The organism is Paenibacillus sp. FSL R7-0272, assembly GCF_037969905.1.
Taxonomy (GTDB): Bacteria; Bacillota; Bacilli; order Paenibacillales; family Paenibacillaceae; genus Paenibacillus; species Paenibacillus polysaccharolyticus.
In genome coordinates, this window is the sequence record NZ_CP150221.1 from 1,266,670 (window position 1) to 1,281,337 (window position 14,668).

A 14,668-nucleotide genomic window follows, 5' to 3' on the forward strand; every position below is an offset into this window, starting at 1 on the left:
AACTTGGGGGAGGTCATGAAGAATGAAAAAGAAAACGTGGATGACATTGTTGCTTACGGTGTGCATGGCTGTAGCGGCAGGATGCAGCAACGGGGGAAACAATGCTGGTGGGAGCGGAAGCGCGGGAACAGACAGTGGCACGAAGGCGGAAGCCGGAACGCAAACGGAAAACCCGAAAATTGGCGTTGCCATCTATAAGTTTGACGATACGTTTATGACAGGAGTAAGAAACGCAATGACTGCGGCAGCGGAGGGCGTAGCTACCCTTGATATTGTAGACAGTCAGAATGCGCAGCCGACACAGAATGAGAAGGTCGACCTGTTTGTATCCAAGAAATACAACGCGATGGCGGTGAATCCAGTAGACCGGACTGCAGCAGGTGTAATCATCGACAAGGCGAAAGCGGCTAATATTCCGGTAGTATTCCTAAACAGGGAGCCTGTAGCGGAGGACATGAACAAGTGGGATAAAGTGTACTATGTCGGGGCAAAAGCGGAAGAGTCCGGTACAATCTCAGGTCAGTTGATCGTGGATTACTGGAAAGCACATCCGGAAGCTGACAAAAACGGCGATGGCAAGCTCCAATATGTCATGCTAAAAGGTGAACCGGGTCATCAGGATGCCGAGCTACGCACCAAATATTCCGTTCAAGCTATTCAGGATGCCGGCATTGAAGTTGAAGCACTGGCCGAAGATACGGCAATGTGGGATCGGGTAAAAGGCCAAGAGAAAATGCAGGCATTCCTTGCTTCGCATGGCGACAAAATCGAAGCGGTACTGGCAAACAATGATGACATGGCACTTGGTGCGATTGAAGCATTGAAAGCAGCGGGTTACTTCAAGGATGGCAAAACGATGCCTGTCGTAGGTGTGGATGCTACAGCTCCAGCAATTCAGGCGTTGCAGGATGGGACCATGCTGGGCACCGTGCTGAACGATGCCAAAAATCAGGGAGCGGCAACGGTTGCACTGGCGGCTGTTCTTGCCAAAGGTGAGACACCAACCAAAGAAAATACCAAATTTGATATTACAGACGGGAAATATGTCTGGATTGCTTACAAAAAAATTACGAAAGACAACATTGCCGACGCCCAATAATAGCAGCAGAGAGGGACGTATGTCATCTTGGCAACGTCCTTTTTTTGCCGGTCAGATGAAAGGGGAAGATAGAAGATGCAGTCACCTTATCTGCTGGAGATGAACGGGATTTCCAAAGCATTCCCCGGCGTGCAGGCGCTCAGTGAAGTCACACTGAAGGTGAAGCCGGGAACCGTTCATGCGTTGATGGGCGAGAACGGGGCGGGAAAGTCAACCTTGATGAAATGTTTGTTCGGAATGTATCGTCCCGATACAGGCACAGTGCGCATCGAAGGCAAGGTTGTAGAGATTCCGAATTCGAAGGCCGCATTACAGCAGGGTATATCCATGATTCATCAGGAGTTGAATCCGGTTCCGCACCGTCCGGTGATGGAAAACATATGGTTGGGACGTTTCCCGATGAAGGGGCTTCTGGTGGATGAGAAACGGATGTATGCCGATACGCTGGCACTCTTTCAGGATTTGAATCTGGATATTGATCCGAAGGCACTTGCTGGAACGTTGTCTGTGTCCAAAATTCAATCCATGGAAATTGCCAAAGCGGTATCGTTTCACTCCAAAGTGATTGTGATGGATGAACCGACCTCATCCCTTACGGGTAAAGAAGTGGAGCAATTGTTTACGATCATCAATAAGTTGCGAAGCCGCGGCGTGTCCATCATCTACATCTCACACAAGATGGAGGAAATTTTAACGATCTCGGATGAAGTGACTATTATGCGAGATGGAGTTGTTGTAGGCACTTGGGATGCTGCGGATCTGACGACAGACCTGATCATTACACGTATGGTTGGACGTGATTTAAGTGAACGATTCCCGGAGAGGCTTAATGTCCCTGGTGAAGTCATTCTTCAAGCAGAGGGTCTGACGTCGAATCAGCCGAATTCGTTCCGGGATGTTTCGTTTCATCTGCGCAAAGGCGAGGTACTTGGCATTGGCGGTTTGGTAGGTGCGCAGCGGACGGAACTGATGGAATCCTTATTTGGACTGCGAGGACTGGCTTCCGGCACGATTACCATTCATGGTCGCAAGGTGAAGATTAACTCGCCCGCTGCCGCCAAGCGTCATAACATAGCACTATTAACCGAAGAGCGACGAGTGACCGGGATATTCCCCGTGTTATCCGTTTATGAGAATACGATTATCGCAAGCCTTGGTCGTTACCGAAATCGTCTGGGTTTGCTGGACGAGAAGAAGGGACGGGAAGAGGCGCGGGAACAGACGCAAAAGTTCAGAACCAAAACGCCTTCAGTTAACACGCTTATTCGGAACCTGTCTGGAGGCAATCAGCAGAAGGTACTGCTGGCTCGCTGGCTCTTGACTGACCCTGAGATTCTGTTGCTGGATGAGCCCACACGCGGAATTGATGTTGGAGCCAAGTTCGAAATCTATACGATCATTACGGAACTGGCCCGGCAAGGCAAAAGCATTATCATGATCAGTTCCGAGATGCCTGAATTGTTAGGGATGTCAGATCGCATTATGGTCATGAGCGAAGGACGCCTCACCGGTATTGTGGACGGAGCCGAGGCGACAGAACAGCATATTATGAGGCTGGCCGCGCAGCAGCGGATGGCTGGTCAGGAGGAACACAAATGAATACAACCCTTGTTCATCAAGTGAAGCAATATGTGGCTCAGCGTGCGATTTTTATTGTGCTGATCCTGCTTGTTATCGGTATCGCCATTGCCGATCCGAACTTTCTCGCATTTTCCACCCTGCGAGATATTTTACAACAATCTTCCACTCGCGCGATTATCGCACTGGGTGCGGCGTTCATCCTGGTGACGGGAGGCGTCGATCTGTCGGCTGGACGCGTAGTTGGTCTGACCGCAGTGGTATCGGCATCGATGTTACAGATTGATACGTATGCCAATCGCTTTTTCCCGGATCTGCCGCAATTATGGGTGGGCTTGCCGATCGTAATCGGCATCATAGCAGGGTTGCTCGTTGGTCTGGTGAATGGCCTTATCGTTGCCAAGCTACATGTCCCCCCTTTTATTGCCACACTGGGTACGATGGTCGCTGTTTATGGTCTGAACTCGATCTACTTCGATACAGAACCCAACCAGTCGCAACCCATCGGAGGACTTAGACCGGATTTCACCACAATAGGATCAGGTTATATTGATCTGGGTGGAGGCTATTCGATCCCCTACATCGTGCTCATCGCCATTGGAGTAGCACTGATCTGCTGGGTTGTTTTCAACAAAACCCGTCTGGGTAAAAATATGTATGCCATCGGCGGAAACATTCAGGCCGCTCACGTATCTGGTATTCACGTCGCACGAAACCTGATTGCGTTGTACGCGATTGCTGGGGCGCTTTATGGACTGGGCGGCGTACTGGAAGCGGCTCGTACCGGTGGAGCAACGAACAACTACGGTAATATGTACGAACTGGATGCCATTGCTGCATGTGTTGTTGGCGGGGTATCTACGGCTGGAGGAATCGGAACTGTACCCGGTGTGATGGCAGGCGTGCTGATCTTTGGCGTCATTAACTACGGCCTGACTTTTATCGGGGTAAGTCCTTACTGGCAACTGATTATTAAAGGGTTAATTATTGTTGCAGCTGTAGCGTTTGATATTCGCAAATACATGGCTAAGAAATAATAGAAGATCCGCTTATTCTTCCAGAACAAGTTACCTAATATGGAAAAACAACAAAGAAGCCAGCCCTCATCCCTCGAGAGCTGGCTTTGAATAGTTTATGATGAATTTTGCGTTGCGAAATACGTACGGAAATATTAATGTGCACATTTTTACATTTCAATGCATTCATATGTCCTGTTGTTTGTGAAAATTATATATTCTTGCGAATTTTAACATCTTCCAATAATCGACAACATCGGCTAATCATAATCGATATAATATTTGTGTATATGTTTGAAAGTGTGACTTTTGTCTAAGGGGGCGAGGCTATTTGCTAAGTTACACAATGAAGATGGTAATTTTCCCAATAGGTTGTCTGCTTGTCATGGTATCCTCTACTGTACTGGGACAAGCATCGCATCCAACCTTGATGATCGTCACAGGCATTCTGCTAATTATCAGCATATGGGCGGAACGGCGTTATCCATTTTTAACATGGATTCAATGGTTAATCCTTGGTGCATTTCATTATTTCAGTCAATTAAACTGGTGTAATCTGCTCTATTATATGCTCATCATTTCAATGATTCAGGACAAGCAGAGAATGGTACAGACCTTACCGATTTCGCTGTTGCTTATGCTCCAGTATACGATCATCAGGTTGTCATATGTTCCGATAGAAGCATACAGTTTGCTGGTGTCATTATTTGATTTGCTGACCGCGGTAGTGGTTATTTGGCTATATCATACTTTAATGAACAGTGAGTCTGAACAACGGAAACTTCGGGAAAAAAATCGGTTTCTTACCCTTCATGATCCGCTTACGGGATTGTTAAATTATGAAGGATACATGCAGGTGCTTCATAAGACGTTGGAGGAAGAACGATCCTTCCTCTTGATTCTTTTGAATGTTAATAATTTTAGTGGTTACAAAAAGGAATCAGATGATCCCTGGTGTGCAGTCATTAAGGGTATCGGACAAAAGATCACGAACCAGTTTCCCGAATCTTATGGTATATCGCGGTATGCGGGTGACCGATTTGCCATTGTGTTGCCGCAAATACCCTATATCGAAGAACGGATATCTTCCTTGTTGTCTAATCAGCTACAGGGATTGCAAGTAAGTTATAGCATATCGCGTTATCCGAGGTTATCACAGACTTTGCAACAATTCATGACCATTGCGGAAGATCAACTGATTGAACAACAGCGTAGTCAATGGATTAAAAATGAAGAGGAAGTGTTCCGTTCCGAAAGACTGCGTGCTGTAGGTGAGCTTGCTGCAGGGATGGCCCATGAGATCCGTAATCCACTCACCGCCATCCGAGGGTTTTTGCAACTGTCACGTGGGCAATCCTTTAATATCGCACCGTGGTATGAAGTTATTATGAGTGAGGTCACAAGAGTCACCGATTTAACGGGAGAATTTTTACAATTTTCCAAACCTCAAGCCCATCATATGAAACCGGAGAAGCTGGCACATTGTCTGGAGCGTGTGATGTCTTTGACCGAATCGGATGCGGCTTCCAGAGGACATCGGATTACCCTTCATGTGCGGGATGAGTCGGTTTGTGTGAACATGGATCGGGATAAAATTGTACAAGTTCTAATCAATCTGATTCGTAATGCTTTTGAAGCGATGTCAGACCCCGGAGAGGTACATATCGATATGATACAGGAAGGGGATAACGCGCTGATCTCCATAGCCGATACGGGGAGCGGGATTCCCGAGCGTTCGTTAACCGCAATTTTCAACCCGTTTTTCACAACAAAGGAGGAGGGAACGGGATTGGGGCTTGCGCTATGTCAAAAAATTGCTCAGGATCATAACGGTAGTATTTCCGTTTCCAGTGAAATGGGGGAAGGTTCCACTTTCACCTTGTGTTTGCCTGTGGAATCGGGCGAATAGTTAGTGTTGTGTGTCAGACCAGCGCAAAAAGGGGGGAATAAGGCGTGCTGGGTTCTTTAGCAGTATGGAATAAACAAGGGCTATCCTACGAACTCCATCGGTCATTGATTACGATCAATCATCGGTGGAGTTCCGGGATGCCCTTATTTGCGTAAAAAGGATTTATACAGAAGTATCTTGAGACGTACGTCCGGGTTTGGGAGAAGGGGAGATCGACAACCTGCGCCACAACCATTCGATTGGACCTAGTGGATATTTGCGTAGCCAGAGGTGTGAGAATAGCATTTGTAACACACAAATGCCAAGCCATATCAACAAAATAAATAGAGAAGACGGACGTCCGCCCAGGCCAAGTCCCCATCCATAGAAGAGCACAGAGGCGATGATATTCTGCATAATGTAACAACTCAGCGCCATCTTGCCAATTTCACCGAAACGCTGGAACAGCTTGGGGAAAAGACCTTTTTCCAATCCATAGGCAATGATTCCGAGATAACCAAGCGTAAGTACTGGCGCGCTGATATAGCGTACCCAAATATCCATAACTCCACCGGGAACGAGCAACAGCAGATTTAGAGGAATACCTGCCGCAAGTCCGATCATCATCAGTTTACGGCGCTTACGGCGTCCGGACTCTTCGTTAGAAAATACTCCCGTTCTCATAAGCAGTGCCCCTAGTAGAAAGAGAAAAACATTCAGTGGGATGATAGCTATCGATTCTGTACGGAAAAAACCAAAATTATTCAGCCGGAACATCACTTGTTCCCACCACGTTCCAGAAGCATACAGGTGTGTAAGGGTATCCATCCCGTTAAAGGATGAACCGGATTCGAATGCCAGCAAGGCTGTAATTCCCGTAACGCCGATCACATGTATGCCTCCTGCAATCACCATCATCGTTAGCATAAAGCGCCTGGAGCGGTGAATAATCAGGGATACAATCATGCCAGTAATGGCATAACTCATCAACACGTCATACTCCATTACTAAAATATAATGCAATAGTCCGTCCAGCAGCAGAAGTGCACATGACCAGATATAGACACCGGGCCATGCATAGCCTTCACGAGCTGCTTTTTGGCGTTTCAATTCCATGCCGGCTCCAAATAGCAAAGTGAGCATACCAAGAAATTTTCCATTCACCAAGATGAGCATGATCGTCTGCATCAGGCGATCTCCTGAACTCCACCACGGCTCAAGCACGTTACCGAATACCAGGTTCAGATCACCAAGGTAAGCGAAAATCCAAATGTTGGTTCCCAAGGTGCCAATAATTGCAAAACCCCTAAGAATATCGAGTAGGGCAATTCGTTTCATGAAGTCCTCCTTTTTGTGGTACATATGAATTAAAAACAATATAACACAAATGTACTAAAAAGAATTATTCAATTTTAAAGGAAATTAGGTTCTTGGAGAAGTAGTCGTTTCGTGATGTGCAATTTATGATTCGTAATTTGGAAAATATGGTATTATCTATTGAATGCGGTATCGTCTCAGAGACCACCTAACATATCCGATGTATCCCGTACTTAATGAAAAAGGAGGCACCTGTGTGATTAAAAAACAATCTCTCAACCTTACAACAATGAAGTGGAAAACGATCGTAGCCGCTTTTCTGGCAGTAATGCTATTTATGATGTCTGTGGTCCCGGCTCTTGCAGCTTCTCCAGGAAAAACCGTAAATGCTTCAGCCAAACTGGCTTATAACCTCAAAGGACTCAAATTTAACCGGGTGGTGCAGAAGGCTTATATAGCAGACAAATACGTATACGTAACGCAGCGGGTGAATACGACATGTCAACTATCCAGACTACTAATCAAAGGAAATAATGCCGAATACGTGGATCATATGACGATTACGAACAGCGGGCATTGCCAGACGCTGGATATGTATACGTACAACGGAGCGAACTATTTTTATTTTAGCTCCAAAGCGGATTCATCATCTGATAACGTCTGGTCACTTCAAGTAGCTCGACTTCAATATGCTGCTGGCAAAACTGTAGATTATACCGACCTTCATCGGTTTACTTATATGAACTATGCGAATAAAAAGGGTACGAAACAGGGAACGACATACCGAGTGGATGGCGGTGGCAACAGCAACTACACCGTGTTCCGAATTCAAACGAGGGAAAATGGAAAATCAAACACGGATAAGGTAGTCTGGTCTGTCTACGATACGGCTGCATTAAACAGATTGCTTGATCAGAACAAACAGGTCCGCATGGACAGCCCTGCAGCAATTAAGGCGGCTGTTTCCAGTTTCACGCAGTCGGGCAGCGGAATTATTCGGCCAAATGGGTCATTCCAAGGGGTAGACTTGCTCGGTAAGACTCAAATATTTACATCCGGCGGGGCGGAAGGAGATACGCCTCAGATTGCTAAAATCTCAAGTTCTGGCGTGTATCAGTCTCTTGTAAAAATAACGAATGTCGGAAAACACGAAATCGAGGGTGTACAAAACAAGAACGGGAACGTCTACTTTCTGATTGTGGCCGATCCAGGAAATAAATCCAGTGGGCAGAAAATATACTACGTTCCGGATAGCGTGTTTTAAGAAAGATTAGGTGGGTCTCTGAGACTGCACCGCGTTATAAATTCTATGGAATATTAAACGGGTGTGTTAGCCGCCACCTTTGCTATGAAAGTGTAGAGCAAAGGTGGCGGCTTTTTGGCTTTATGGAAGATTTGACCTGCTACATACGAGTATGCTACATTGTTATTAACGATTTGTTAATAACATATTGTTAATAACAGAATGAGGTGTGTGAACCATGTCTCATGGAGACAAAGCGTTTGATCCAGTCAACATTAGCGAGGAAGAGTTTTTAAAAACCTATGATGCCGGAGAATACGAACGTCCCTCGGTTACTGTGGATATGCTCGTATTTACGATTCGAAGCGGAGAACAGGAAAATTATCGTAAGCTGGCAGAACCGGAGCTTGGTTTACTGCTGATTCGCAGGGGAGGTCACCCCTACCTGGGGCAATGGGCACTGCCAGGGGGATTTGTCTCCATGGATGAATCACTGGAGGATGCTGCCCGTCGGGAATTGCATACGGAGACAGGACTGGACGGTATCTACCTGGAACAGCTGTATACATGGGGAGATGTAGGCCGCGATCCGCGCACACGGGTCATTAGTTGCTCTTATATGGCTCTGGTGGACAGCAGTGAGCTGGAGCTCCAGGCGGGTGATGATGCCAGCGACGCAAGCTGGTTCCGGGTAGAGAAGAAACTCATTGAAGAGAAACGTCATATTCATGAACGCGGCCGGGTAACAGAGCGCAGATTGCAGCTTATTTTGAGCAATGAAACAGAACAGCTGTCAGCCACTGTGGAGACCACAGAGCAGGTAGAAGGGCGAGTGCGGAACAGCAAGTTGAGTTTGGTGGATGTTCAAGGGATCGCATTCGACCATGCCCAAATTATTCATTACGCGCTGGAGCGGCTACGTTCCAAGATTGAATATACGGATATCGCGTTTAATCTGATGTCGGAGAAATTTACGTTAACGGCGTTGCAGAAAGTGTATGAGATTATTAGCGGCAGAAAACTGTTGGCAGCTGCATTTCGGCGCAAAATGGCAGACTGGGTGATTGAAACGGGGGAATATACAAGCAGTGCGGGTCATCGGCCATCCCGGCTGTACCGATTAAATCCGGAGAGAGAAGTACTGTAGTTGGAGTTGGTTATGAGTAGAAATAGTTCAATCCGAAGGATGTAAGCAATCGTTTGGAATGGAACGAGTAAGAGGTGATATGTATGGAAAAGTTTACGTTTTTCTGGCGGACAGCATCGCCGTTCTCCCAGTGGTTTAAGGCTGATTTTACGGTGAACGGGGTTCAGTATACAAGTGCAGAGCAATATATGATGCATCAGAAAGCACTGCTCTTTGGCGATCAACAGATTGCGGATAAAATCATGAAGACCCGTTCGGCTTCGGTGCAAAAAAAGCTAGGCCGCCAGGTCTCAGGTTTTGACCAGACGACATGGGAAAGCGAGTGCCAGCGCATTGTCTATGAAGGCAATCAGGCAAAATTTACACAGAACGAGGATTTACTGGCGGCTCTGCTCGCCACCCAAGGCACAACACTTGTAGAGGCAAGCCCGGATGATCGGATCTGGGGTGTGGGGCTGGCGGAGGAAGATCCGCGTATTCGTAACAGAAAAACATGGCGAGGAACGAACTGGCTAGGTGAGATTCTTACTCGTCTGAGAGAAGAGATAGGAAGGGATCGACATGAGTAACTTCGATAAACAAAACAAACACAGCAACATCAGTAATTCAAATAATACGACCACCGGGTCTCGTAATTCTAACGCATCAACAGATAAGACTGGCGTTAGCTCGCGTTCCGGACGCTCGCGTATAGCACATCAGACGTTGGAGATTCTGGAAGAAGGCGTGTATGTAAACGGATATGATCGTGCTGTTCATATCAAGAAAGACATGGAGCAAGCCATTCAAAATTCAGTTCTCTATAGGCCCTCGGAGCTTTCTCAACTAGGGGAGAAATTGCGCAAAGGAGGAAACCCGGCCCGGATGGAAGTAACCGGTGAAACGACGCTGGCAGCAGCAGCGCGTCTAACCTTAGAGGAAGGCAGAACGGATGTAGTTTGTCTGAATTTTGCATCGGCCAAAAATCCGGGTGGTGGTTTCCTTGGTGGAAGTCAGGCTCAGGAGGAAAGCTTGGCACGGGCAACAGGGCTATATCCATGTATTGCCCAGATGACAGGGATGTATGAGTACAATCGCAAGCAACGTACGTGCCTCTATTCAGACCATATGATCTATTCTCCAGATGTTCCCGTGATCCGTGACGACTACGACCGATTGCTGGATCAATATTACACAACGGCCTTTATCACCGCTCCAGCGGTAAATGCAGGTGTAGTCAAAGAGCGGAAGGAAGCAACAGATGCAGAGATCAAGTCGGTCATGAAGCAACGCATTCGATATATATTGGAGGTTGCCGCTGTACAAGGTCATAGAACTATCGTACTTGGGGCCTTTGGCTGTGGTGTGTTCCGGAATGAACCGGCACAGGTGGCATCGTATTTTGCCGAGGTTTTGGATGAAGAAGGATACAGGGACTACTTTGATCACATCGTATTTGCCATATATGACCGGAGTGCAGGACAGCGAACGTTGGAGACCTTCAAGCGTCTGCTAGCATGAGTGTGAGCAGGAGAAAGCACGGACGTCATGTCATAGAAAGGGGAACTAACATGCAATTTCATGAACGACAGCAGGATTTGTTTGAACTAGAGGATCACTATGCGCTGGCACACTGCATATCCGCCGATGCGAGAATGGGTAAAGGAATTGCTGTGCAATTCAGAGAGCGGTTTGATCTACGGACACTTCAGGAGCAAGCGAAGCTAGAGCCGCTGGAGATTGGGCGATGTTATCCGGTTGGAAGGACGCTGAATCTTGTGACCAAAGCCAAATTTTCGAATAAACCTACGTATGCATCATTAACCCAGGCGGTTGAGTCTATGCGGGATGTCTGCTTAGAACAGGGAATTACTGGGCTGGCTATGCCTCGAATCGGTTGCGGGTTGGACAGATTGAAGTGGGAGAAGGTCAGCGTAATTATTCAGAATACGTTTGCGGAGATGGATATCGAGATCGTTGTATGCACAGTATGATCGAGTACAATCGGTATGTTGTATCTAAAAGAAAAAACCTCAGCTGGGTAAGGAAGTGTGCGAGGTACAGGGAGTAAGACTATTACGAAGTCTGATCCCTGTATTCATTAAGCTCGGAGCATGAATCATATGCCCTGTGCTCTCGCAATCGCACTTCCGTTACTGAAGCGAGGTTTTTTGTTGTTTTTATGAATAGGCGAAGCTGGGTTTATTTTTTGGAAAACATCTCTTTTGCTTCATCCATAGCCATTTTGTTCCCGATGGAAGAGTAATCAAGCCAAGGCTGTGCCCCGATCGGATACACATGACCTGCTTTGACCGCTTTCAGCCCTTGCCAGATTGGATTGCTTTGCAGCTCTTTGAACATGGTTTGGGCTTCATCATCTGAGTTAACCACGACAAAGATGGCATCGGCATCATAGTCTGGCAACACTTCACGGGATACGACCTGATATGGCTTGGAGGTATCCATGTCTTTGATGCCTTTGGCTGGAGTCAGTCCGAGATCATCGTACAAAATAGGGCCCATAGGACGGCGTGTGCTGAATACGCGTAATTCCTTGGCTGTGACACGAATGGCCATGACAGTGCCGTCACCGATCTGATCATGAATCAGTGATTGGACTTCTTTTGTTTCTGTTTCGTAGTCCTGAATATACTGCTCCGCTTCTTTCTCGCGATTTACCAGCTTGCCAATCTCTTTCAGGTGATCCCGCCATGTGCCGTTGTCCAGATTGAACACATGTACAGGTGCAATTTTTTCGAATTTGGCCACATCATCACCGGAAAACTCCTCGTCGAGATAGATCACATCTGGTTTAAGCGCAAGCAAGGCTTCCATATCCGGGTCTTTGACCGGGCCGAGTGGTGTCGTCTCTTTCAGACGATCAGCGACATGGGACAGGAAACCTTTTGCTTCCCCGCCGATGACAGAACCGACAGGCGTGATCCCGAGGGAAAGCAGATCATTGGTCAGGTGGATGGACATGGAAGCGATACGCGGTGCACCTGAAGCAGCAGTGCTATTTGAATCGTCTGCGGATGTGTTTGTGTTAGCATTGGTGTTTGAATCGTTCGCGCCCGATGTGGACGTTTTGGCTGTCCCGCAGGCTGCAAGTACCAGCACCAAACAGATCGTTAGCAAAAGCATAAGATTTTTCTTTAACATAAACATAATTCGCGTTCTCCTTAAACATCTCATGGATGAAATTCATATTTTGGATAGCATTATTTCGTCCGTACCAGCAGGTATAAAAAATAGGGCGCGCCAATCGCAGCTACAACAACACCCGCTGGTATGGCATTTGGTGCAAATATTGTCCGGCCGACCGTATCGGCCGTTACCAGAATCACCATGCCGATCAGTCCTGCGGCGGGAATCAAGTGCCGGTGCAGTGGCCCGACCAGTCTGCGGGCCAGATGCGGGGCGGCGAGTCCAATGAAGCCAATACCTCCAGCGACAGATACGCTGACCGCAGATAAGGCAACGGCACAGAGCAGAAGCAGGATGCGCCGCGAGCGCACAGGTGTGCCGATGCTGGTCGCAGCGGCATCGCCTAGATGGAAGGCGTCCAACGTTTTGGAACGGCTCCAGATATAGGCGATGCAGATTACGGTCCAAGGCAACAAAGCCTGTACATGAATCCAGTCACGCCCCCATACACTGCCTGCAAGCCAGCGTGCAGCGAAGGAATACGTGTCCTCGTCGAGACGTAGCGACAGATAGAGCGTAAGCGCATGAAATCCAGCAGCAACAGCAATGCCGACCAGAATCAGTTTAATTGGTGATACGCCGCTGTTTCGGTCATAGGACAGTAGCATAATAATCAGCGCTGCAACTACACTGCCGGCAAAAGCAAAGAGTGGGATCAACAGTGCTACTGAGGTATCCATGCTGAACGACAGGCTGACAAAAATCATTAGCCCAAAAGCCGCCCCAGCATGCAAGCCCAGAATCCCCGGATCGGCAAGTGCATTACGTGTAATGCCTTGTAGCGCAGCACCTGCAATGCCCAATCCAGCTCCGGCAAGAACGGTGACCAGAATGCGGGGCAATCGGTAGTCAAACAGGATGATCTGATCCTGTTCACTCCCTTGTCCCAGCAAGGTCTGCACCACGGCCAGTGGGGATACGCGAACTGTGCCTGTATTCAGACTAATGAGAACCACCAATGTTGCGAGACACAGCAGAACAGAGCTGATAAGTACGGCTCTTTTGCCCCGAGAGGTTTGATTAAACTTCTTTAAAGGGATTCTGACGACGGATTTCATTCCCCGTTTCATCACTACAAAGCCCTCCTTTCTTTACGGGCCAGATAGAGGAAGAACGGTACGCCGACAAAAGCGACCATAATACCTACCGCCAGTTCCTGAGGCGGATTCACGATGCGTGCCCCGAGATCAGCGAGCACAAGCAGAATCGCCCCAAGCAGGGAAGACATCGGAATGATGAGCCGATAATCTACGCCCACCAGTTTACGGGAGATATGAGGGATGACCAGCCCGACAAATCCAATCGAACCTACAGCGGAGACGGACACCCCTGCGAGCACAACGACAGCGGCAAGAGCAAGAAAGCGAGTCCAGCGCAGGTTCATCCCGAGATTAATGGCGACTTCTTCCCCGAGGGACATCAGCGAAATACGACGTGCGAGCAGCATGGTTAATAGTAGTGTGAGCAGTAACACCGGAAGAATCAGTTTCAGATGACGCCATTCTATTCCTCCAAAACCTCCCGCATACCAGAAGGCCAGATCCTGGCTCAGATCAAAATAAATGGCTACTCCTGTGCTCAGAGACCCGAGCATTGCGGCAATCACTGCACCAGCCACGGTGAGCCTAATGGAGCTCAAGCCCCCTGGGGCAGCCATGCCCAGCAGAAAGATGAGCAATGTACCGAGCACGGCTCCTATAAACGATAAAAGCATAATCCATCCGTAAGATAATCCTGGCCAGAACGCAAAGCTTAATGCGACGACAAACGTTGCTCCAGCGTTAATGCCAAGGATGCCGGTATCGGCCAGTGGATTACGGGTAATGCCTTGCATCAAGGCTCCGGCTACAGCAAAAGCAGCTCCGATCACAGCGGCAGCAAGCACGCGTGGCAGTCTCAATTCATGGATGATCTGATGTGGTGTCAGAGCCGGGTTGTACTGGAAAATGGCTGTCCACACGGTTTCCAGTGTTAAGCCTTTGGCTCCTAATGAGATGGCAACAAACATGCTGATCAGCAGGATCGCGATGGCAGACAGAAACATCAGCCCAACGGTGACTGCGGATCGTGGAGTCTTGGACGGGCGATGAGGCAGTCCCGGATGTTGGATACGGGTCACTCCTTTATAACAAATAACATCTTTCGTTGTTATTGATTATCATTATCAATTAGTGAATATTATAAAATCTTAATC

At 47.8% G+C, this 14,668-nt stretch carries 13 protein-coding genes; 9 read left to right on the forward strand and 4 right to left on the reverse strand.

Features of this window, described 5'->3' with window-relative positions:
• Positions 1-22: 22 nt before the first annotated feature.
• The 4 genes from MKY23_RS05410 to MKY23_RS05425 all read left to right on the forward strand — a co-directional run bounded on the left by MKY23_RS05410 (position 23) and on the right by MKY23_RS05425 (position 5,602).
• On the forward strand, positions 23-1,099 hold the full coding sequence (locus MKY23_RS05410) for a galactose ABC transporter substrate-binding protein (RefSeq protein ID WP_339836062.1): 1,077 nt from the start codon (positions 23-25) through the stop codon (positions 1,097-1,099).
• Between the two features lie 75 nt (positions 1,100-1,174).
• The gene (locus MKY23_RS05415) at positions 1,175-2,698 is read left to right on the forward strand and encodes a sugar ABC transporter ATP-binding protein (RefSeq protein ID WP_154984563.1); all 1,524 of its coding nucleotides are present in this window, start codon (positions 1,175-1,177) and stop codon (positions 2,696-2,698) included.
• Complete coding sequence (gene mglC / locus MKY23_RS05420) at positions 2,695-3,714, forward strand: galactose/methyl galactoside ABC transporter permease MglC (RefSeq protein WP_154890711.1); 1,020 nt, start codon at positions 2,695-2,697, stop codon at positions 3,712-3,714. The genes MKY23_RS05415 and mglC overlap by 4 nt, the downstream gene beginning before the upstream one ends.
• Positions 3,715-4,039: 325 nt before the next feature.
• Positions 4,040-5,602, forward strand: coding sequence for an ATP-binding protein (locus MKY23_RS05425; protein ID WP_339836065.1), 1,563 nt, complete (start codon positions 4,040-4,042; stop codon positions 5,600-5,602).
• A 162-nt stretch (positions 5,603-5,764) separates the two neighbouring features.
• Here the strand turns inward: MKY23_RS05425 and MKY23_RS05430 are convergent, their stop codons facing one another.
• Positions 5,765-6,919 (reverse strand): DUF418 domain-containing protein, encoded by a 1,155-nt coding sequence (locus MKY23_RS05430; protein WP_339836068.1) that lies wholly within the window; start codon positions 6,917-6,919, stop codon positions 5,765-5,767.
• Between the two features lie 268 nt (positions 6,920-7,187).
• On the opposite strand from MKY23_RS05430, the gene MKY23_RS05435 reads away from it, so the two are divergent.
• The 5 genes from MKY23_RS05435 (at position 7,188) to MKY23_RS05455 (ending at position 11,261) form a co-directional block, all read left to right on the forward strand.
• Entirely contained in the window at positions 7,188-8,162 is a 975-nt protein-coding gene (locus MKY23_RS05435) for a helveticin J family class III bacteriocin (protein WP_339839234.1), read from the forward strand.
• 217 nt (positions 8,163-8,379) lie between these two features.
• Positions 8,380-9,288 (forward strand): NUDIX domain-containing protein, encoded by a 909-nt coding sequence (locus MKY23_RS05440; protein ID WP_339836071.1) that lies wholly within the window; start codon positions 8,380-8,382, stop codon positions 9,286-9,288.
• Positions 9,289-9,371: 83 nt separating this feature from the next.
• A complete protein-coding gene (locus MKY23_RS05445) occupies positions 9,372-9,857 on the forward strand; it encodes an NADAR family protein (RefSeq protein ID WP_339836074.1) in 486 nt (161 codons plus the stop codon).
• Positions 9,850-10,788, forward strand: coding sequence for a TIGR02452 family protein (locus MKY23_RS05450; RefSeq protein ID WP_339836077.1), 939 nt, complete (start codon positions 9,850-9,852; stop codon positions 10,786-10,788). Before MKY23_RS05445 ends, MKY23_RS05450 begins: the two co-directional genes overlap by 8 nt.
• Positions 10,789-10,838: 50 nt before the next feature.
• On the forward strand, positions 10,839-11,261 hold the full coding sequence (locus tag MKY23_RS05455; protein WP_339836080.1) for a macro domain-containing protein: 423 nt from the start codon (positions 10,839-10,841) through the stop codon (positions 11,259-11,261).
• Positions 11,262-11,469: 208 nt separating this feature from the next.
• On the opposite strand, the gene MKY23_RS05460 is transcribed toward MKY23_RS05455, so the two are convergent.
• The 3 genes from MKY23_RS05460 to MKY23_RS05470 are packed head-to-tail and all read right to left on the reverse strand — an operon-like array spanning position 11,470 to position 14,518.
• Positions 11,470-12,429 carry an iron-hydroxamate ABC transporter substrate-binding protein gene (locus tag MKY23_RS05460; protein ID WP_339839237.1) on the reverse strand — a complete coding sequence of 320 codons (960 nt, stop codon included), beginning with the start codon at positions 12,427-12,429 and terminating at the stop codon, positions 11,470-11,472.
• A 59-nt stretch (positions 12,430-12,488) separates the two neighbouring features.
• Positions 12,489-13,532 (reverse strand): iron ABC transporter permease, encoded by a 1,044-nt coding sequence (locus MKY23_RS05465; protein ID WP_339839240.1) that lies wholly within the window; start codon positions 13,530-13,532, stop codon positions 12,489-12,491.
• 14 nt (positions 13,533-13,546) lie between these two features.
• Positions 13,547-14,518 carry an iron ABC transporter permease gene (locus MKY23_RS05470; protein WP_339839243.1) on the reverse strand — a complete coding sequence of 324 codons (972 nt, stop codon included), beginning with the start codon at positions 14,516-14,518 and terminating at the stop codon, positions 13,547-13,549.
• Positions 14,519-14,668: the final 150 nt, after the last annotated feature.